Source organism: Bacillus infantis NRRL B-14911 (genome assembly GCF_000473245.1).
Classification (GTDB): Bacteria; Bacillota; Bacilli; order Bacillales; family Cytobacillaceae; genus Bacillus_AB; species Bacillus_AB infantis.
On sequence record NC_022524.1, the window covers coordinates 2,923,652 to 2,942,464 of the forward strand.

Annotated in this window: 20 protein-coding genes; 7 read left to right on the top strand and 13 right to left on the bottom strand. The window is 45.4% G+C overall.

Annotation, left to right across the window (positions count from 1 at the left end):
• Window positions 1-18 precede the first annotated feature (18 nt).
• The 4 genes from N288_RS14800 to N288_RS14815 all read right to left on the bottom strand — a co-directional run bounded on the left by N288_RS14800 (window position 19) and on the right by N288_RS14815 (window position 3,183).
• Window positions 19-345 (bottom strand): four-helix bundle copper-binding protein, encoded by a 327-nt coding sequence (locus tag N288_RS14800; RefSeq protein WP_009795510.1) that lies wholly within the window; start codon window positions 343-345, stop codon window positions 19-21.
• Window positions 346-432: 87 nt separating this feature from the next.
• A complete protein-coding gene (locus N288_RS14805; protein WP_009795509.1) occupies window positions 433-1,209 on the bottom strand; it encodes a hypothetical protein in 777 nt (258 codons plus the stop codon).
• Between the two features lie 673 nt (window positions 1,210-1,882).
• The gene (locus N288_RS14810; protein WP_009795507.1) at window positions 1,883-2,734 is read right to left on the bottom strand and encodes a patatin-like phospholipase family protein; all 852 of its coding nucleotides are present in this window, start codon (window positions 2,732-2,734) and stop codon (window positions 1,883-1,885) included.
• Between the two features lie 149 nt (window positions 2,735-2,883).
• The gene (locus tag N288_RS14815; RefSeq protein WP_050767316.1) at window positions 2,884-3,183 is read right to left on the bottom strand and encodes a DUF4870 domain-containing protein; all 300 of its coding nucleotides are present in this window, start codon (window positions 3,181-3,183) and stop codon (window positions 2,884-2,886) included.
• Between the two features lie 262 nt (window positions 3,184-3,445).
• On the opposite strand from N288_RS14815, the gene N288_RS14820 reads away from it, so the two are divergent.
• The 4 genes from N288_RS14820 (at window position 3,446) to N288_RS14840 (ending at window position 6,866) form a co-directional block, all read left to right on the top strand.
• Window positions 3,446-4,228, top strand: coding sequence for an undecaprenyl-diphosphate phosphatase (locus tag N288_RS14820; RefSeq protein WP_009795505.1), 783 nt, complete (start codon window positions 3,446-3,448; stop codon window positions 4,226-4,228).
• A 15-nt stretch (window positions 4,229-4,243) separates the two neighbouring features.
• A complete protein-coding gene (locus N288_RS14825) occupies window positions 4,244-4,831 on the top strand; it encodes a DedA family protein (protein WP_009795504.1) in 588 nt (195 codons plus the stop codon).
• Window positions 4,832-4,854: 23 nt separating this feature from the next.
• Complete coding sequence (locus tag N288_RS14830; protein ID WP_022544071.1) at window positions 4,855-5,976, top strand: amidohydrolase; 1,122 nt, start codon at window positions 4,855-4,857, stop codon at window positions 5,974-5,976.
• A gap of 326 nt (window positions 5,977-6,302) precedes the next feature.
• Window positions 6,303-6,866, top strand: coding sequence for a GNAT family N-acetyltransferase (locus N288_RS14840; RefSeq protein ID WP_009795501.1), 564 nt, complete (start codon window positions 6,303-6,305; stop codon window positions 6,864-6,866).
• 69 nt (window positions 6,867-6,935) lie between these two features.
• Here the strand turns inward: N288_RS14840 and N288_RS14845 are convergent, their stop codons facing one another.
• Entirely contained in the window at window positions 6,936-7,724 is a 789-nt protein-coding gene (locus tag N288_RS14845) for a hypothetical protein (RefSeq protein ID WP_022544073.1), read from the bottom strand.
• A 147-nt stretch (window positions 7,725-7,871) separates the two neighbouring features.
• Window positions 7,872-8,027 (bottom strand): YflJ family protein, encoded by a 156-nt coding sequence (locus tag N288_RS24750; RefSeq protein ID WP_022544074.1) that lies wholly within the window; start codon window positions 8,025-8,027, stop codon window positions 7,872-7,874.
• 914 nt (window positions 8,028-8,941) lie between these two features.
• On the opposite strand from N288_RS24750, the gene N288_RS14850 reads away from it, so the two are divergent.
• On the top strand, window positions 8,942-10,051 hold the full coding sequence (locus tag N288_RS14850; protein ID WP_009795497.1) for a mechanosensitive ion channel family protein: 1,110 nt from the start codon (window positions 8,942-8,944) through the stop codon (window positions 10,049-10,051).
• Window positions 10,052-10,173: 122 nt separating this feature from the next.
• Here the strand turns inward: N288_RS14850 and N288_RS14855 are convergent, their stop codons facing one another.
• Window positions 10,174-11,667, bottom strand: coding sequence for an HD-GYP domain-containing protein (locus tag N288_RS14855; protein ID WP_035403379.1), 1,494 nt, complete (start codon window positions 11,665-11,667; stop codon window positions 10,174-10,176).
• A gap of 167 nt (window positions 11,668-11,834) precedes the next feature.
• Window positions 11,835-12,614, bottom strand: a complete 780-nt coding sequence (locus N288_RS14860) for an SDR family oxidoreductase (protein ID WP_035403376.1) — start codon at window positions 12,612-12,614, stop codon at window positions 11,835-11,837.
• Between the two features lie 227 nt (window positions 12,615-12,841).
• Here N288_RS14860 and N288_RS14865 point away from each other — a divergent pair, with 227 nt between their 5' ends.
• The gene (locus N288_RS14865; protein ID WP_022544076.1) at window positions 12,842-13,330 is read left to right on the top strand and encodes an Hsp20/alpha crystallin family protein; all 489 of its coding nucleotides are present in this window, start codon (window positions 12,842-12,844) and stop codon (window positions 13,328-13,330) included.
• Between the two features lie 50 nt (window positions 13,331-13,380).
• On the top strand, window positions 13,381-13,848 hold the full coding sequence (locus N288_RS14870) for an Hsp20/alpha crystallin family protein (protein ID WP_009795493.1): 468 nt from the start codon (window positions 13,381-13,383) through the stop codon (window positions 13,846-13,848).
• Between the two features lie 13 nt (window positions 13,849-13,861).
• Here the strand turns inward: N288_RS14870 and N288_RS14875 are convergent, their stop codons facing one another.
• The 5 genes from N288_RS14875 to N288_RS14895 form a co-directional block, all read right to left on the bottom strand.
• The gene (locus tag N288_RS14875) at window positions 13,862-14,359 is read right to left on the bottom strand and encodes a GNAT family N-acetyltransferase (RefSeq protein WP_009795492.1); all 498 of its coding nucleotides are present in this window, start codon (window positions 14,357-14,359) and stop codon (window positions 13,862-13,864) included.
• Between the two features lie 208 nt (window positions 14,360-14,567).
• Window positions 14,568-15,344, bottom strand: a complete 777-nt coding sequence (locus N288_RS14880; protein WP_009795491.1) for a CAP domain-containing protein — start codon at window positions 15,342-15,344, stop codon at window positions 14,568-14,570.
• Window positions 15,345-15,747: 403 nt separating this feature from the next.
• Complete coding sequence (locus tag N288_RS14885; protein WP_009795489.1) at window positions 15,748-17,139, bottom strand: sensor histidine kinase; 1,392 nt, start codon at window positions 17,137-17,139, stop codon at window positions 15,748-15,750.
• Window positions 17,136-17,819 carry a response regulator transcription factor gene (locus N288_RS14890; RefSeq protein WP_022544077.1) on the bottom strand — a complete coding sequence of 228 codons (684 nt, stop codon included), beginning with the start codon at window positions 17,817-17,819 and terminating at the stop codon, window positions 17,136-17,138. Before N288_RS14890 ends, N288_RS14885 begins: the two co-directional genes overlap by 4 nt.
• Entirely contained in the window at window positions 17,812-18,798 is a 987-nt protein-coding gene (locus tag N288_RS14895) for a YncE family protein (RefSeq protein ID WP_009795487.1), read from the bottom strand. The genes N288_RS14890 and N288_RS14895 overlap by 8 nt, the downstream gene beginning before the upstream one ends.
• Between the last annotated feature and the right edge of the window lie 15 nt (window positions 18,799-18,813).

Here is an 18,813-nt window from a genome sequence, read left to right on the forward strand (position 1 = left end):
TGTCTATTTCGTGTCCCTTCAAGCAGCAAGCTTTCTGCATTCTTCTGCACAAATATAGCATTTTTCTGCAGAGTTCATGCAATGAGCTTGTTCAAACTGCTTGCATTGTTCTGCACATTGATCAACTATCCTTGAACAGAGCAGAGTATATTTTTTTATAAAATCGCTATCTGACTCAAGCGCCTTGATTGTCAGCGCGCAAATATCGGCACTGTCTCTGTACAGCCTGATTGCCTCAGACTTTTTCCCGGCATCTGCTTCTTCCAGGGTTTTCTTAAAGGAAACCTCGCATGCTTCCAGGCAATCCAGACACGCTTTGATGCAATTTTCATAGCTGTTATCCATCACTTTATCCTCCGCTCTTTTGCAGTATACGATCTTAGTGATAGATTCCCATATATAAGCACTTCAAAACCTGACTGCTTGCGATCATCATCCGTCAGCAAACAGCTTAGCGATTGCTGCCAATGCCAAAATCCTCTCTTTCGGTCCGGCATTGTCATTAAATGCCATAACCTCCATATTAGGATTTTGAAATTTCTCAGCCCAGCTTACAGGCATCAGACCCTTTTTGTAGCTCATCAATTCTTTCCCGCCATCCCATCCAATCCTGCAATCCAGGAAAAACTTTTCCCTTCGAACGGAAAGCGTCTTCTGGCGGAATCGTATGACAGCCGATCCTCCTGGTTTATGAATAAATTGCATCGTCCCAATATAGCGGCGGTCAGCCCTGAAAATATCCACTTTATTCTTCCTCGACAGAAAAAGGATCATCAGGTTGCCTGATCGATTGTATAATCCGTATTCCCGCTGAAATGACCTGGAAAGAAAAGAGGGGCAAAGTTTCCCTAGTAAGGTCACGTACGAATCTCTCAGTTCTCCAGCGAGCTGGCCGTCAGGGGTAAATAAGACCATTCTTAAAGAAGCAGAAGGAAGATGGGAAACCAGCAGATGATTTTCTTCCAATAGCTTCCCGTGATATTGGCAGCTGTCCAGCCTGTCCACCGCTCTTGACCTTGCCTGATGGAGCACACTCATCTGATAGCAGCCAAAGCTGTACAAAAGAAAAGGCACAGCTGCCAGCACCAGCTCCCTGCCCGGCAGCATAACCAGGCAGGCCGGAAGGATGAAAAATAGAGGCACTAGTGCTGCCAGGCTGCTGTTAAGAGATAGATCTGCTAATCGGCTGTAATGCTTTTGGATATTCATCAGCAAGTCTCCCGTGAAGAATTTGGTTGCGGTTCTGCTTCAAATTACTACTGCTCTTTAATTCTATTAAACTCTGCGGGAAATCATGCTAGGGAATGAGCGGGGATATCTACAAGTTTTTTTATGTTGGAGCAGCCATATTTTCAATGAGGAAAAGCCTTTGAGGCCAAGTTTGTGAGTCTGAGGAAATAGATGACGTCGCTGCAGACCTCTTTTGGTTTTAGATGGTTTAGAAGGTCTCAGTTGGCAGCACTAGCATTCTTTGTTTTGGTTTTAACGATTTAGAGGGCCTTAGCCGGCGGCACTAACACCCTCTGGGTTGGTTTTAACGGATTTAGAGGGCCTTAGTCGGCGGCACTAACACCCTCTGGGTTGGTTTATACAGATTTAGAGGGTCTTAGTCGGCGGCACTAACACCCTCTGGGTTGGTTTTAACAGACTTAGAAGGTCTTAGTCAACGGCACTAATACCCTCTGGGTTGGTTAAACGAGTTCAGAGGGTCTTAGCCGGCGGCACTGGCTCCCTCTATTTCACTCATGCTATTCAATGCCACATTGTTCTCAGAGCGGGCCTCCTTCTAATCTAAAAATCTCTGTACTCTTGTCGAAGGTAAAACCCCAGCCAACATTTGGCTGGGGTTAATAAACTGGTCTACAACTGGTATAGGTGCCTGTCACCCAATAAAAGACTGAATCCGCCCAAATTGCTTCTTGGCATCGCTGTAGCCCTGGTTGTAGAGGTGTTCGAGCTTGGCTGGGTTTCTTTCCATCCTTCCCACTTCGAGCGGCTCTGATGGCTGGATGACAAGGGTGGTGCCCTTCTGTTCTTCCTCTGCCAGGTAGCCGAGTGTCTGGTTGTATTGCCGGTAGCGGTTTTCCATGGCCTTTTGGAGGCCTGTATAAGCTGGATATTTTCTTCTGACAAGGAAATGGAACTTTGAAGGTTTTTTCTGATAGCCTTTATTTCTTGTGAGTATGACTATATTTTTTTGGAATCCGTCCTGCTGGGCTTTTTTCAGCGGAATCGGGTCGCTGATTCCCCCATCCAGCAGCTTTCTGCTGTTGTAGTCTATCTCCGGAGCAATGAAAGGCAGTGAACTCGAAGCTTTCAGCACCTGCAGCACATCCTGCCCGTAGCCTTCCCTGTTAAAATAAACAGGTTCTCCTGTATGGCAGTCGGTTGTGCCAATGACGAACTCCGACTGGCTGTTATGGAACTTATCATAATCATAGGGGACAAGCTTGTTCGGGACCTCATCAAAAATGAAATCCATTCCAAAGAATTGCCGGTTCCTGAAATAATTGCGCCATGATATATAGCGGGGATCACTGACAAGATCCACATTGACGGTTTTATTCCGTCCTTTCTGCCCTGAGATATAGGAAGCAGCATTGCAGGCTCCCGCTGAAACTCCTATTATGTAGGGAAAATACAGATCCTGCTCCATAAAGTATTCCAGCACGCCTGCCGTATAGACGCCCCTCATCCCGCCGCCTTCGAGCACCAGGCCGGTTTCATTGAGCATGACAAAGACTCCTCTCTTTTTTTTGCCTATTATTGCTTGATAATGGATATATTCTAACAAAAAAAATCCGCATTTGTCACAGGCTCCGCCTGACTGCGGCACAAAAAAAGCTGCTGATCCCATTAAAAGGAATCAGCAGCTATGCTGTCTTATTTTATCAGACGAAAAACCAGCGGTATTCTGTATTCATTGCCTTCATAGGCTTTTACTGCCGCCACAATGGTAAAGACCAGGGCCAGAGCGCCGACGATCCAGATGGTGATGAAGCCGATAAGGACAATCATCAGGACGGTACTGATGATGCTGTACACACCATAAGAAATAAGAAAGTTAAAATACTCTTTTCCATGATAATTCACAAGCTCCGAGTCATCCTTCTTCAAAAGCCAGATGATCAGCGGCCCGAGAAAGGTCGTAAACAGGCTGGATATATAAATCAGGGATGCCATCAGCCTTTCATCACTGCTGGAGTTTTTTTGGTATTCCACTCATAATTCCTCCAATATTAAAAATGATTTCTTATAACTATTACTACGCCCCACATCTAAAAAGGTTTCATTCTTCCGCTTAAATTATTCTTTAACCGCATCTTTTTCTTTCCCTGTTCTTGTTTGGGACAACTTGAATACTAATTAGTGAGGGCATATATCGGCAAATACAACAATAAAGGAGCCTTCCTCAATACTCCAAAAAGATGTAAAGGGTGATCAGATGCTTTCTAAGATAGAAGCGCTAATTCTCGGCATGATCCAGGGCCTGACTGAATTTCTCCCGATTTCGAGTACCGGGCATTTATATCTCGGAAGGCACCTGTTCGGGCTTGATGAGGCTGGCCTGTTCCTTGATACCATGCTGCATGTCGGAACCTTGCTGGCAGTCCTTGTCGTTTACAAAGATGAGCTCCTCCAAATCGCCAGGAAACCTTTCGGGCGGCTTTCCCTGCTCCTTGCAGCCGGAACAGTTCCTGCCGTGATTGCAGGTCTCCTTCTCGGGGATCTTCTCGATTCATTGTCAAAGTCCGGCGTAACCATCTGGTGGGAATTTTTGCTTACCGGCTTTATCCTCTGGACTGCCGATGGAATAAAAAAAGGCAGGAAAAAGATGGACGATATCAGTATGGGGGATGCCATTTTCATTGGCACCTTCCAGGCAGCAGCCATCTTCCCCGCCCTCTCCCGCTCCGGATTGACGATTGCCGCAGGCCTCATCAGGAAACTGGATAGAGAAACGGCTGCCTATTTTTCTTTTCTTCTTTCCATTCCAGCGATAGCCGGGGGGATTGTGATGCAGGCAGGAGAAATGTATGCCGGCCATACCGAGGCCATCCCTTTTGGGAGCCTATTGATCGCAACACTCTCCTCAGCGCTGTTCGGCTATGCGGCTGTAGTCTGGATGATTTCATTTTTAAAAAGAAAATCCCTGAAGATTTTTGCTGTTTATGTATGGATTTTGGGCTTTGCTGTCCTCGCCCTTCAAATGACAGGTTTTTTTTAAGGGAGTGATGTATCAGTGAAGGAAGTGATCATTCAGTTATTTGAGTTCCTTTCAAGCCTCGGTTATCTGGGCATAGCCCTTGGATTGATGGCAGAAGTGATCCCCAGTGAAATTGTCCTGAGCTATGGAGGATACCTGGTTGCAAGCGGAGAGATCCATTTTGCAGGAGCTTTGCTCGCCGGGGTCGCCGGCGGCACCGCTGCCCAGCTTTTTCTTTATTGGCTCGGTTATTTTGGGGGCAGGCCCGTCCTTGAGAGATACGGCAAATTTCTGCTGATTAAAGGCAGTCATCTGGATGCTGCCGAGGACTGGTTTAACCGCTATGGAACCGGCGTCATCTTCACTGCCAGGTTCATACCTGTCGTACGGCATGCCATTTCCATACCGGCAGGAATAGCAAAGATGCCTCTCAGAAGCTTTTTTCTGTACACTGTGGCGGCCATTATCCCCTGGACAGTGCTTTTTCTCCTGCTGGGAATGGAGCTTGGCGACCATTGGAATGAAGTAAAGGATTATGCAAAACCATATCTGGCACCGATCATCGTCACCGCTGCTGTCCTTCTTGCCGGATATATTGCTGTCAAGCAACGCAAAAAAGATTGATGCGTAAAAAAGGAGGCGTGATCATGCCAAGGATGCTGTTGAAAAATGCGCTTGTCTACCCGATTGTTTCAGCACCCTTCAGGGGTGACGTCCTTGTTTCAGATGGCAAGATAGAGAGGGCAAGCCCTTCAATTAAGGTGGATTCCGCCGTCAGGATCATTGACTGCGGCGGCAGGCATCTGCTCCCAGGCTTTATCGATGTGCATACACATATGGGACTTTATGATGAAGGGACCGGATGGGCCGGTAATGATGCCAATGAAACCATAGAGCCGCTCAGTCCGCATATCAGGGCCATGGATGGCGTATACCCGCTCGACCCTGCATTTTCTGATGCTGTGCGGCATGGTATCACGGCGGTCCATATCATGCCTGGCAGCGCCAATATCATCGGCGGAACCACTTCTGTCATCAAAACCGCCGGCAAAAATATTGAAAAGATGACGATCCAGAAAACGGCAGGCCTCAAAATCGCATTCGGGGAAAACCCCAAGCGGATTCACAGCCACGGCAATAAAGAGTCCATTACCAGGATGGGCATCATGGGAATGCTCAGGGAGGCTTTTTATGCCGCAAAAAGCTCGGCATCACCGGAAGATCTCCGCACCGCACCGCTGCTGCTCGCCCTTAATCGTTCCATTCCTGTACGGATCCACGCACACAGGGCGGATGATATCATTTCTGCGGTAAGATTGGCAGATGAATTCAATCTGGATTTGAGGATTGAGCATTGCACAGAGGGTCACCTGGTAGCCGACGAGCTGTCTGGAAGGAATTTAAAGGTGTCTGTGGGCCCGACATTGACCAGAAGATCGAAGGTAGAATTGAAAAATAAAACATGGAGGACATACAGCGAACTGACGAAAATGGGAATTGAAGTCTCGATAACGACAGACCATCCTTATACACCGATACAATATTTGAATGTCTGTGCTGCCATAGCCATGAGGGAAGGTCTTGCTGAACAGAAAGCACTCGAGGGAATCACGCTCATTCCGGCCAGGAACTTGAGAGCAGAAGACAGGCTCGGCTCAATTGAGCCTGGCAAGGATGCAGATTTGGCCCTTTGGAGCCTCCACCCTTTCCATTTTTTGTCCAAGCCGTCCTGGACGATGATTGACGGGGAATTCGTCTATTCTGAGTGATGGAATTTGTCAAAATCCGCTGCCGAATTTTGCTGTAAATTTTTCAAGAAATATTAACAATTTACCTATTTCTTTTTTTATTTTTTTTTAGTATGATACCTTAAGTGGCAAAGATTCTGCTGAATTTCTGCCTTTGAATAAACACATAATGGAATGCAATAGATATAGGGAAGGCAAATGGTGCGCCACCATCCAATCCAAGGATGGTTCTAGTGGGTTCGATTCCCACCCCGAAATTTTTTAGCAACATTACAAAAAATTTCGAGGGTGGGACCAGAGCTCTATTTGGCATGGAGCAGGACTACCTCGGGCTGGAGGGAACATACATGCTCAAGAAACGCGATCTTCAGGATTGCCATGCTTTGTACGAATTGATGACGCACCCGGAAGTCTTCCCTTTTGTGCGCCAAAAAGCCTATTCCTATGATGAATTTTTATTTATGACCAAGCAGACGATTGAAGCAGAGGAACGCGGTGAGCTTATTTCCCGCACTATCCTCGATGAATGGGGTGCTCCGATCGGGACCATCAATCTGTTCGATATTCAGGATCAGGCCGGGTTCCTCGGCACCTGGCTCGGCAAGCCCTATCATGGGAAAGGCTATAATAAGACAGCCAAGGATGCTTTTTTTGATGAGCTTTTTTATGAAGCCGGAATCGAAACGATCTTTATGAGGATCAGAAATGTCAATATCCGTTCTCAAAAAGCTGCTGAAAAGCTTCCGTATATTATCCAGGCCAATGAAACAAGGAAACATATATTTGAACAGCTAAACAAGCAGGAGCTTATCTACAATCTTTATGAAATCCCAAAGGACTTATATACACTTCATGTAATGCGGAGCGGAGTCCAGCCGGTTCAGGATGTCACCCAGCTAATGGAGGCTTAAGGGTGCACATACACGAGATTTAACCAAAAGCCAGTCATTCCCGACTGGCTTTTTTTCATATATAAAAACTCACCTTGCCTCCAGAAAAACTGCCCTCATAAATGCCTGTTCCAGCCTCTCCACAGGACAAACTGAGGCTAAGCCCTCCCTATCCCTCATCTTCATCAGAATTTTTGGAGGATATTCGAAACGGTTATCAGCATATCGGATGGCTGTTTCGGCTTGAATATGAATCGTTTGCTCTTGGCAGATTCTGTACTTCTGCCATCTCGCAGCCTGTTCAAGGAGTGAATGAAACCGGTTCAGCTCATAATCAGGTTTTTCAGGGTCGGATGCCGAGAAAGCCATGCAGATTCTTTTCCTTTTCATAACAGCCCTTTGCAGCTGCTGGCTTATAGCTTCAAAATCCCTGCCGGTAAAGCTCTTTAATGATTTAGGGAACATTATTAAGCTGATCTCATCCAATTCCCCTACCTGCAAGCCTGATGGAGGTGATCGAATCAGCTTAAGTTTATTGGGGGGGACTTCACTCAGGCCACTCCAGACTTCTTCGTCAATGCCGGTGTATGTAAAGCTGCCGATTTCCTTCTCGCATGCGGCGGCATAGAAGGCATCATATTCAATTGCACTTCCGCACTTAAAAGAGAACAGTTTCCATGGAGGCAAAATCCATTTGCTATCGAGAATCAGTCTGGACATCAAATAATATTCATGGAGCAGGACAGGATAGTGCCCGAGCAGATATATCTGCTGCCAGACTGTGTTCCCCCCGCTTACGGATTTCAGCGGGCAGTCAAAGCTGCTTTCCCCGATTTCCATCCAAATGGTGGCCAGCTTGTTTGCAATAAGAGATCTCACTATCCTCTGCCCCCTTTCTCCCTCATCATATGCTTCGCCGCTTTCCAACATGCCATTATGAAAAACGCATGCTCAGGTGCCGGGCATAGACTGCCGCACCGTTTGGCAAAACAAAGAGACTGCTTTCTATGCAGCCTCCCCATATGTTTATTTTCCCGGATTTTTCTTTAATTCTTCGATGTATAGCTTTCTGACAATATAGGTTTTGTATAATTCTATTTTCCTGCGGTCTATCGGATGTTTATTGATCCCCATTTCCTTCAGCTTCTGAATATACCAGCCTTTCGACCCCTGATATGCCACCCTTCATTCTCCTCTCCAAATCGCTTGTCCGTATACTATATGCTGAAAGAAGCAGCTGAAGACCTTCACGGCAAAAATTCAGCGGCTCAGCCAGCATCCTTATTCTTTAGAGCTTAAATCTGCGGGTTGAAAATGCATTTGCAAACCGAAAGCCAGGAACAGCCATGCTATATTCCAGACTCTGAAAAAAACGGTCTGTCCATTCCTGTACTTTCGCCTTTGATCTCCGCATAGGTATATATGGCAGACAGGCTTTTTCAAAATTGAGTGAAGAGACCCTCTTTTTTCCCCTTTTCAGGAGAGGTTTATTCAGCTAACAGGGCAGGAAAGGATAAAAAAACCAGGAAGTCTTATCCTCATTTGAGGGGCCAGCAAGCCTTAAAATAAGCGGAGAATTTCCGTTTTAACTGCTGAATCTGGCATGAGGGCATTAAATAAGCGGAAAATTTCCGGTTAAGTGCAGCAAAGTTGCCCATTTTTCTGTTTTTTAATCGATCGCCGGAATTTCTCCGACTATTGCAGCTGTTTTTAGAGTTTCTTTGAAATCAGGGGGAATTTCTCCGCTTATTTTTCAGCCTGTCCCCGATTCCCTCATTCAGGTCCTGTAAGGTCCGCTCTTTATGGCTGGTCGCGATTGTTCCTAAATAGATTTTCTTGAATGATCCAGAAATAGCGGTTTTTATACCTCACGTATAAAATTGACGTTGTATGACTTTAAATTCTGGCAAGCACCAGCAGCATTTCCCTTCCTGTAAATGTAATTTTTCACCTCTTATAAGAATGGCAATAAAGCAACAATCAATGCGTAAAGAGCCTTATTAAAAGTTACGTCTTTCAACCTATTAAATTTTTCCGCAGTTAGTGGTAAAGTGTTCTAATGTTTATCACTGCTTAGTTTTACATCAAGGAGGAAAATGATGACTTACCTGTTAACCGATGATTTTTGGGCAAAGTTTGCCCTTTCTGCCGGAATCCTGATTTTATTTTTGCTGCTCCGAAAAGTGTTTACAAGATATATCTTCAAGCTGATTATTGATTATACTGATAAAAAAGGCATCACCACAGCCTCTTCCATCCTAAATTCGTTCCAAAAGCCTGTCAGATGGCTGTTTGTCGTTATCGGGCTTCAGCTGGCTTTGCAGTTTTTCCCTTATGACCTGATCAGCGATACAGCAGAAAAAAAGCTGTTCCGGTCAGTTTTCGTTGTGATTGCAGCCTGGGGCCTTTTCAATTTAAGCAGCATGACTACGGTGCTCTTCCCTAAACTGATGAGCAAACTCGACATTAATGTCGATAAGCTGGTCGTCCCTTTTGTTTCTAAGATGGCTAAGACTCTTGTCATTGTTCTTGGCGGAAGTATGATTGCTGAAGAATGGGGTTTCAATATCAACGGCTTCATTGCCGGGTTGGGTCTTGGAGGCCTGGCTTTTGCCCTGGCTGCAAAAGAAACAGTTTCCAACCTTTTTGGAGGGATAGTAATCGTAACCGAGAAGCCATTCACAATAGGCGATTGGATTAAGACTCCCAGCGTCGAGGGAACAGTAGAGGATATTACCTTTAGAAGCACGAAGATACGTACTTTTGCCCAGGCTCTTGTGACGGTTCCCAATTCGACCCTTGCCAACGAGCCGATCATTAACTGGTCTAAAATGGGAAAAAGGCAGATTGCCTTTCATCTGGGAGTTACGTATTCCACTTCAAGAGAAAAGCTCCAGGCAATCGCAAGGCGGATTGAGCTGATGCTCATTGAGCATGAGGAAATCCATAACGATACAATCATAGTTCGCTTTGACCGCTTCAATGATTCCAGCCTGGATCTTTACCTGTACTTTTTCACGAATGTGACGTCTTTTGCAGATTATCTTTCCATCAAAGAAGACGTTAATTTCAGGATCTTGCTAATCCTGGAAGAGGAAGGAGTCAGCATGGCTTTCCCTACACGGACTCTGGTGGTCCAATCAGAGGGGGTACAGTCCGGAAGCGGAATTATTCAGGAAGAGCAGGCATTGCTGCGTTCATCATAAATTCTTTCATTATGCGGGAAGAATATGCGTGCATCAATAAAGCCGCACCAATCTGGTGCGGCCTTTGTCATGTATGAAGGACCTTAAGGGTTATTTATATAGCCCATAGAGAACCTGAAAGATCAGGATGCCTCAGTCTGCACCATCTTTCTGGCCAGCTCAATAAAAGCGTCTGCCACCTGTGGATCCCACTGTGTGCCTTTTCCACTTTCAAGTATATGCAATGCTTTTTCCGGCGGCATCCCTTTGCGGTAAGGTCTGTCAGAAGTCATGGCATCATAAGAATCTGCTACGGCGATGATCCGGCCAAAATAAGGTATCTCTTCCCCCTGAAGTCCATCAGGATAGCCTTTTCCATCGATTCTTTCATGATGGGAACGGATCCCGGGGAGCAATGAAGCCACCTCGCCTGCCGGCTGTACCTGCTTTAAAATCGTTTCACCTATAACCGGATGGGCCTTTATGTACTCGAATTCTTCGTCACTCAGCTTGCCTTCTTTTTGCAGAACACCATCCGGGACACCGATTTTTCCAATATCATGGAGAAGAGCAGTCTGATAAAGCTGCTTCAGTTCCTCATCATGAAGACCAAGTCTCTTCCCTATGTCGCGGGAGAATGATGCCACCCTCATTGAGTGGCCGGAAGTATATGGATCCCTCGCATCAAGTGCTGCAGACAGGACAGTCATGAAGCTTTCAAGCAGCTGCCGGTTCGTCTCTTCCCTTTGCTTCAGGGCCGCTATCATAATATTGAAACCTGTGAATACCTCAGAGAATTCGTCTGTATACACATTATCCTTCAAGTAGGCAAAGTTCTGATTTTCCGCCTCGGACATCAGCGTTTGAAGGCGTGAAATCGGCTCTTCAATATCCTCCGCCATATACTTCGCGGTCAGCATGGCATAGCAAACTGTAATGAAGATCACAACAGCCGCCCACTGCCAAAAAACGGCCGTTTCCATCCCCATTCCTTCCAGCTTGATTTGGGCAGCTACCATGAAAATCAGGACAGGAAGGACACCGATCACAAGGACTGTTAAACGGAATTTCTTTTTGATAGGAATGGTGGACGGAGTTTCTTGAACAAGCCACCCGCTTTTATTGGCCGCCTTGAAATGGGCCAGCACCGGCTTGATCGCCCTAAGCGTCAAGTAGAATTCTACTAGGGCGTGCATGCTGGCAACAAGAAAAGCGGCAATGGCGGCATAAAGCACCATATAATAGGAGAGCTTGAGCTCTCCGGCTGAGATCAGATAAAGTGAAGCAGATGCTGCCGGTATCGTCAGTCCAAGCAGATGCGGCAGCATAATCCGCTTGACCGTTAGGACTGGAAACTGCTTCAGCCTCAGGATAGCTTTTCTGACAGACTCCGCATCCATTCCATCTGAAAGAAACACAGCTCGAATGGGCCTGATATGCTGCCTGAAGAAAAAGCCCTCCGTAAAAAACATGATGACCATTGACCCTGCCAGAATCAGCCATATTAGGGCTTTGTCATATCCCCTGGCATCAATGGTTGTAAAAATAAAGGTTGCACCGATTGCCAGCACTGCAATCAAAGAGCCGAATATGTAATTGATTAGAAGTTTTTTAAGAAACCTGTTATATATGTCCATATGCCACAGCACCTGCATCAAATTTATAGTTATTTCCTAATATTTTATCATCCTTCCACCTTCAAAACTATATGTACTCGTTTCTGCAGCAGGTTTTCTCAAACTTTCTCTTTTATTGGCACAAATATTGCAGCAAAAAGCACATTGCCTTCAGCAATGTGCCCTTCTTAGCCATCAAGCCTGTATGCTTTTCCCAGTATATCCCTTCCGCCTGTGACAGGAATAATGCTCCCATTTATAAAGGCGGAATTATCATCACTTAAAAACGAAATGACCCGTGCAATATCCTCTCCGGTTGCATCTCTTTCATTTTCGGGCAAATCTCCGATCAATTCTCTTGCCTGAATGATTTCCTTCTCTTTCCATTCACCTACGATATCACCGGGGCAGACCATATTGGCTGTAATCCCGTTCTCAGACTCTTCCAGGGCAAGAGTCCTTGTGAGGGATGCCGCCGCTGTTTTTGCTGCAGCAAAAGCTGATCTGTAAATCCACCCTGGCGCCGTTTCGACTCTATCAAATCCAATGGTAATGACTCTTCCCCAGCCTTTTTCTCTCATCGCCGGCAGAAGGAGCTTTGTCAGCCAAAAGACTGCGTTTACATTTCCATTCATCAGATAGCTCCAATCTTCAAGGGAATAATCAGCCATTCTTTTTCGTTCATGTATGTATGGCCCGGCATTATGGACAAGGATATCGATTGAGCCGAAATAATCCAGTGCCTTCTCAGCAATGCGCAGGCAGTCTTCTGCAGAAGCGATATCACCCTGGACAACAATATTTTGCGTCCCATATTTTTCAGTCAATTCTTCTGCGAGCAGCTCAGCTTTTTCCCGGCTGCTGCGGTAATTGATTGCAAGCGAAACCCCATTAGCTGCCAGTTCAATGGCTGTCCTTTTTCCGATGCCGGCCGCTCCGCCGGTTATTAAAGCCGTCTTTACATTCACCAAGATACATACCCCGCAATATTTTTTTCTGCTCTCTTAATCACTATACTATGAAGAACCCTTGAGATATGCAAATAAAAAGAGGCTGGCAGAAAATATATGCAATTGGACTGGCAGCTGGTTTGCTGTATGCGTGAAAATTAACGATTAGGCTGCTGCCTGCATATAATACATCAGCATATACCGAACATGGGGCATATACGCCTCACTAGGAAAGGATGTATCATATGTTTCCCTGGAACCTTTTCCCGTTTAACAAAGACATGAAAAAAACGATGCAGCAGCTCAAGCCTGACGAGATTGACAAATATGTTCAGAATATGATGGGCCAGCTTTTTCCCCAATCGACGCAGGGAATGGGAGGGCCACAGAATATGATGCAGGGATTCAGCCCATTTCAGCAAGGGAACCCTGATCCCTCTCCTCCCGGCTCTTCCAAACTCGATACCTCTGTCTACGAAACACATGATTATGTTTTTGTCAGGATCGGAATAAAAGATGAATCCTGGCTCAAACAGCTGAAGCTTTATCATACTTCAAACCAGATCATCCTGGAGCATATTCCTGAGTTTGAAAATAAGCATACGATTACCCTTCCTGCCATTGTAAAAAGGAAAGGCTCTTCTGCGAGCTTCAAAGACAGCATGCTGGAAGTCAGGATACCCAAGAATATTGATATGCAGTTTTCTGAGATTGAAGTAACTGAAATCCTTTAACCTTTTCCTTTTAGCTCTGAGCTCCCATTCATTAAAGGAGGTTACAAGCTATGTCTTTGGAACAATTCAGGCATCTTCTGGAATGGAGCACCCAGGTCCAGAATGATCCGCTGTTGGGCAGTCTGAGCAAAAAGAATCCGGAGGGGCAGATTGTGCCATCCAATCCCGGCTCTTTATTTTTCGGCCAGCAGGGATCCGTTCCCCGATGTGATGTCTACAAATCCGGAAACACCATCATTGTTGAAGCAGAACTTCCAGGCATTGAAAGGGAGAATTTCAAGGTTCAACTGGCTAAGGGGGAAATCATTATTCAAGGTAAATATATGACTCTTCTCCCCAACCGGGAATATTTGATAAAAGAGCGCCCCAGCCTGAAGTTTGAGAAGAAATTATCCATTCCATATCAGGTCATACGGCAAGAGATCAAAACCTCTTTTGAAGAAGGTCTTCTTGTCATTATCATACCCATACATGAGGATGAGGAAGCTGTAGATATTCCTTTCCAGATGGATACTTGAACTTCCGGCATGCTTAAAGAAGTTTGTCGTAGCAAAAGAACGGATGCTCCCTGTCCATATAGATTTCACCGGCTTTTTTGTATCCGTTTTTCTCAAACAGTCTTTGGGCCTTCTTGTTAAGTGAATATGTATCAGTTCTCATATATGGCACATTCTGCTGAACAGCATGCTGTTCAGCAAATGAAATGAGACGGCTGGCAATCCCGGCTCCCCTGATTTCAGGATCTACAACGAGGCGGTGGAACACATAGCATTCACCATCGGCCTTTTGCCAGGAAACCTGGCGGTATTGCTCTGCCTGGACCTGATCGCATGTTATAGCACCGGCGGGTTCTCCATCCATCACTGCTGTAAACATTGTTCCGTTCTTGATATCATTAAGGAAATCAGTTTCTGCAGGATATTCATCTGTCCATTGATCATTATTTTCCTGCCTCATAATTTCTACTGTTTTCTTTACGATTCCCATTATTTTGCTTATATCTTTTGGTTCTGCTTTTCTGATATCCATAGAAATCCCCTATCTATATTAACTCTAGGTTGTATTGTATCCTTTTTCGGAAAAATCATGAAGGAAAAGCACCCGCATTTACTGTTAAACCTTTCGGGCCGCAGCATGAGTGAGATTAAGACGTATAAGACAGTCATTCCCTAGGAAAGTCTAAAACTGTTCAAAAAAAAGAGACAGCAGGTGCTGTCTCCTTTTTTTGAATGCTATATTATTTTCCAATGAACATTTGAGTCCAATAGTTGCCTTCTGCCACATGGCCTACACCGATGTGTGTGAAGTTGGCGTTCATGATGTTCTTGCGGTGGCCTTCACTGTTCATCCATGCTTTTACTACTTCTTCAGGTGAACGCTGGCCCATTGCAATGTTCTCACCGGCTGTTCTGTAAGAGATGCCGAATTTCTTCATCATATCAAACGGAGAACCGTAAGTTGGGCTGTTATGGTCAAAGTAGCCTTTTGTTTTCATGTCATTAGACTTTTCGCGTGCAACCTTGCTGAGCTCTGTATCAAGCTTAAGGGCAGGCACACCATTTTTTGCGCGTTCCTGGTTAGTCAGTTCGACTACCTTTTGCTCAAACGCACTTACTTGTGATGCTGATGGTGCAGCTTTAGGCTGTTTTTCTGCTTGTGCAGGCTGTTTAGCTGGTGCAGGTGCAGGTGCTTCCTGCTTAGGCTGTTCTGCTTTTGCCGGTGCAGGAGTTTCCTGTTTTGGCTGTTCTGTTTTGGCTGGTGCAGGTGCTTCCTGTTTCGGCTGTTCTGCTTTGGCCGGCTGCTTGTTTACCTGTACGCTTTCCCAGTTAATATTGTATTGTTTCATATATTTTTGAAGCAGGCTGTTAATCTGCTCGTTATTCAGGTTTCCAGAGTAATTTACTTTCACTTGCTGTGGAGTCGGGCAATTAGATGCTGCATCTGCTTTATTCAATCCTGGTGATACAAGCAATGCTGCTGCCGCTGCTACTGAAAAGATCACTTTTTTATTCATGTATGAAATCCTCCCTGATAATCGTAGTTTGTTTTTTGTTGCTCTCTTGCTTGCAGTAATATCATAGCATACGATTTTTGTAATATTAGAGGGAGGATTTTACATATTAGCAGTTTGTAAGTGCATCCATAGGCTGCGCATACTGACTTTGGGACTAATTAAGCAGGAAAAGCCTGTTATATCAAGATATCTTAGGTTTAATGGCTGGAATATTATTGTATGGATAATAATTGGTAAAGTGGAAGTGAACATGTCTTTTTTCCAAACATATGATAAAGAAGTCTTATTGACACATTTTCAGGGGTCATCCTTTGTTTACTTTTATTACACGGGAATGACAAATGTGAAAAGAAATTCGTATGATTTAAATTGAAAAAACCCGGAAATATCCCGGGTTTCCAATTTAATCCTTTAGCATTGGCAATTTTATGGTTACCGTTGTCCCTTCTCCTGGACTGCTCGCTATTGATATGGATCCATGATGCAGCTGGATGAGCTTTTCTGCAATGGCAAGGCCGAGTCCAGTGCCGCCATCATCCCGGGTTCGGGCTTTATTGACCCGGTAGAACCTCTGCTTGATACTTTCAAGATCTTCCGGCGGGATTCCGCTTCCTGTATCAATTATTGTAAGAATGCAGTCCCTATTGGAAGCTTTCAGGGTAATTTCAATGTAGCCTTTACCTGTATATCGGATGCTATTGTCCATGATATTCTGCACGATCTGCCCGATTCTTCCTTCATCACCCATTATAATGATGTCCGGATCAAGCATTGTCCGCAGCTCTACTCTCTTTTCCCTCAAAGCTGGGGTATACCGCACCAGGCTATCTTCAATGACCTGAGCAAGGGGAAGAGGCATTCTGACCAGCTGGTACTCATCGGTGTCCAGCCTCGATAAATCAAGCAGGTCTCCGACAAGCCTTTCCATCCTGACCGATTCTCTATTGATAAGATGAAGATACTTATCATCTTTATCCGCAATCCCTTTTAATATTGCATCACTATAGCCCTTAATATAGCTTATAGGTGTCCTGAGCTCATGAGAAATATCAGCCAGAAACTCCTTCTTTCTTTCATCTTCCTTCTGGATGGAGGATGACATCTGATTGAATGCCCTGGCAAGGCGCCCTATTTCGTCTTCGGATTGAATCTGGACCCTGCTTGAATAATCTCCTGAAGACACTCTTTCCGCTGCCTTTTTTATATCTGCAAGCGGGTGTGTCAGCTTACTGATTATTTTTGTCCCGAAGATGAAGGCAGCTCCAAGAAACAGCAAAGCAGCCGCTACCCACCAGTAGGCAAAATCCTTTGTGACTTCTGAGATATTTTCCACCGGGATATATAAGTATAAAATACCTTCAAGTCTGTTTTCGTCAAGCAAGGGAATAATAACTCCCATGATTCTTCGGCCGAACCGCTCCTCATACCCGGTTTTAAGGATATGGTCTCCTTTAAGAAGCCGTTCTCTTTCTTTAGGGCCGATCAGCGTGTCATAATCAATATCAAATGGGAGGCAGGCGCTCAGCTCCCTCGGATTGCTGACAGCAAACACTTCCGCATCAGATACCTGGTTATACCATTCCACTTTTTCTTTATATTGTTCGGTAATCGGGCCTGAACTGTACTGCGAGGCCAGGCGCCCGCCCTCTTGCAGCAGCTCTTCCTCAATATGTGAGACATAAAGGTTTTCATAAAACAAATAGGACAGAAAATATGAGTAAACGATGGTGATGACAATGGCGGCCATGATCGCCAGCCAGATTTTCCTTGCCAGGCTGCCTGAGAAGTATTTCATTCGAGGGGCACCTCAAACTTATAGCCGATTCCCCAGACCGTCTTTATATAATCTCCTGCACCAAGCTTCATTCTTAGTGTTTTAATGTGGGTATCCACCGTCCTTAAGCTCCCCAGATAATCCATTCCCCATATCTGCTCTAAAAGCTGTTCCCTGCTCAGCGCATGGGACTGGTGGCCGATAAAGAACATCAGCAGTTCATATTCTTTGAGTGTGAGCATGATATAGCTGCCTTCCACCTTCACGCTCCGCGCCTTTTTGTCTATCGTTATTTTTCCGGCGGAGGTTATATTTGAATCTGCGCCGCTGATGCTGCCGCTCCTCCTCAGGACTGCATGTATGCGGGCAGTCAGTTCCCCAGGGCTGAAAGGCTTGACGATATAATCATCTCCCCCGATCTGCAGTCCTTTGACCTTATCCCACTCTTCCCCTTTTGCAGATAAAAAAATGACAGGTACTTCATATTGGGCACGCACCCTCTCACATACTGAGAATCCATCTTCACCTGGCATCATGATATCCAAAAGAATGAGGTCAGGAAGATTTTTTTGTATTTCTTCCAGCGTTTCTTTTCCTCCTGCAGCATAACGGCAGCTGAAGCCGGCATTTTCCAAATACATCCCGATCAGGTGACGCATATCTTCTTCATCATCCACAATCAATATTTCTAAATCATTCATTTCCAACATCCCCCCGGAGTATGATCTGGAATGGCCCTTCTCCTGTTTTGATCGTCTTTATGACCTTAAGCGGCCCCGGATCAATCAGATGGACATCATTGCTGTCATAGCCCGCAATAATCAGATACTCTCCGAAAGGAAGCATTTCAAAAGGATTGGCTCCGACCTGGATGCTGCCTGCCTCCTTACCGCCGCCGTCCACCTTATAAAGTGTACTGGAGCCGTGGCTGAGAGCAAAAATAGATCCTTTCAGCTCTGCAAAGCCTACCGGCATCGTTGGGGCAGGAATCGTTTTTGCCAGCCTGCCTGTTTCCAGACTGTAAACATGGATGTCTTTCTCAGCTTCTGCCCCTTCTCCATGGCCGCCTATCCAAAGTTCTCCCTCTTCTTCCCTGATCAGGGCTCCTGCTGCAGAAGGATGGATTTTGAAAGATGATATCTTTCTGCCTTGATTTATATCTATGACAGTCATGATTTCCTGCTTGAAGCTTGAGACAAATAGTCTCCCTTTTTCCTTTTCTTCGAGGATGGTCAAGGGATCGGCTTCTGTCTTAACAGCTCCTGTTTCCTTGCCATTCAAATCATAGAACCTGACTTGATCTTTTTCCTGGTCTGCAAAAGCAATTTCCTGCCTGCCTGCAAGGAGCCTACCATTGACTATCCCGGTACCTGCCGGCCATTCACCGATCTTTTCCCCTTTTTCTAATGAATATAAATCAACGGTGTCCAGCTGTTTGCCGTACAATAACAAGGAATCTCCATCAGGGAGGATTAAGCCGCCTGTATAAGGCTTCTGTAAATCCCATGTCGCCGCTTCATCCAATATATCCAAATCAATGAAGGTCAAAGACATATCTTTGATGTTGACGGTTGCCGCCACCATTTTGTCCTTTGCAATTGGCGGATATTGTTCAGAACTGCAGGCTGCCAGCATCAGCAGCATGCACGCATATCCCAGCGTAAGTGCAATTGCCCTCATGATTGTTCCCCTTTT

Bases quoted from the DNA above. Each gene is read 5' to 3' on its own strand.
- N288_RS14800 (WP_009795510.1), bottom strand. From the start codon at position 345: ATGGATAACAGCTATGAAAATTGCATCAAAGCGTGTCTGGATTGCCTG.
- N288_RS14805 (WP_009795509.1), bottom strand. From the start codon at position 1,209: ATGAATATCCAAAAGCATTACAGCCGATTAGCAGATCTATCTCTTAAC.
- N288_RS14810 (WP_009795507.1), bottom strand. From the start codon at position 2,734: ATGCTCAATGAAACCGGCCTGGTGCTCGAAGGCGGCGGGATGAGGGGC.
- N288_RS14815 (WP_050767316.1), bottom strand. From the start codon at position 3,183: ATGGCATCCCTGATTTATATATCCAGCCTGTTTACGACCTTTCTCGGG.
- N288_RS14820 (WP_009795505.1), top strand. From the start codon at position 3,446: ATGCTTTCTAAGATAGAAGCGCTAATTCTCGGCATGATCCAGGGCCTG.
- N288_RS14830 (WP_022544071.1), top strand. From the start codon at position 4,855: ATGCCAAGGATGCTGTTGAAAAATGCGCTTGTCTACCCGATTGTTTCA.
- N288_RS14840 (WP_009795501.1), top strand. From the start codon at position 6,303: ATGCTCAAGAAACGCGATCTTCAGGATTGCCATGCTTTGTACGAATTG.
- N288_RS14850 (WP_009795497.1), top strand. From the start codon at position 8,942: ATGATGACTTACCTGTTAACCGATGATTTTTGGGCAAAGTTTGCCCTT.
- N288_RS14855 (WP_035403379.1), bottom strand. From the start codon at position 11,667: ATGGACATATATAACAGGTTTCTTAAAAAACTTCTAATCAATTACATA.
- N288_RS14865 (WP_022544076.1), top strand. From the start codon at position 12,842: ATGTTTCCCTGGAACCTTTTCCCGTTTAACAAAGACATGAAAAAAACG.
- N288_RS14870 (WP_009795493.1), top strand. From the start codon at position 13,381: ATGTCTTTGGAACAATTCAGGCATCTTCTGGAATGGAGCACCCAGGTC.
- N288_RS14875 (WP_009795492.1), bottom strand. From the start codon at position 14,359: ATGGATATCAGAAAAGCAGAACCAAAAGATATAAGCAAAATAATGGGA.
- N288_RS14880 (WP_009795491.1), bottom strand. From the start codon at position 15,344: ATGAATAAAAAAGTGATCTTTTCAGTAGCAGCGGCAGCAGCATTGCTT.
- N288_RS14885 (WP_009795489.1), bottom strand. From the start codon at position 17,139: ATGAAATACTTCTCAGGCAGCCTGGCAAGGAAAATCTGGCTGGCGATC.
- N288_RS14890 (WP_022544077.1), bottom strand. From the start codon at position 17,819: ATGAATGATTTAGAAATATTGATTGTGGATGATGAAGAAGATATGCGT.
- N288_RS14895 (WP_009795487.1), bottom strand. From the start codon at position 18,798: ATGAGGGCAATTGCACTTACGCTGGGATATGCGTGCATGCTGCTGATG.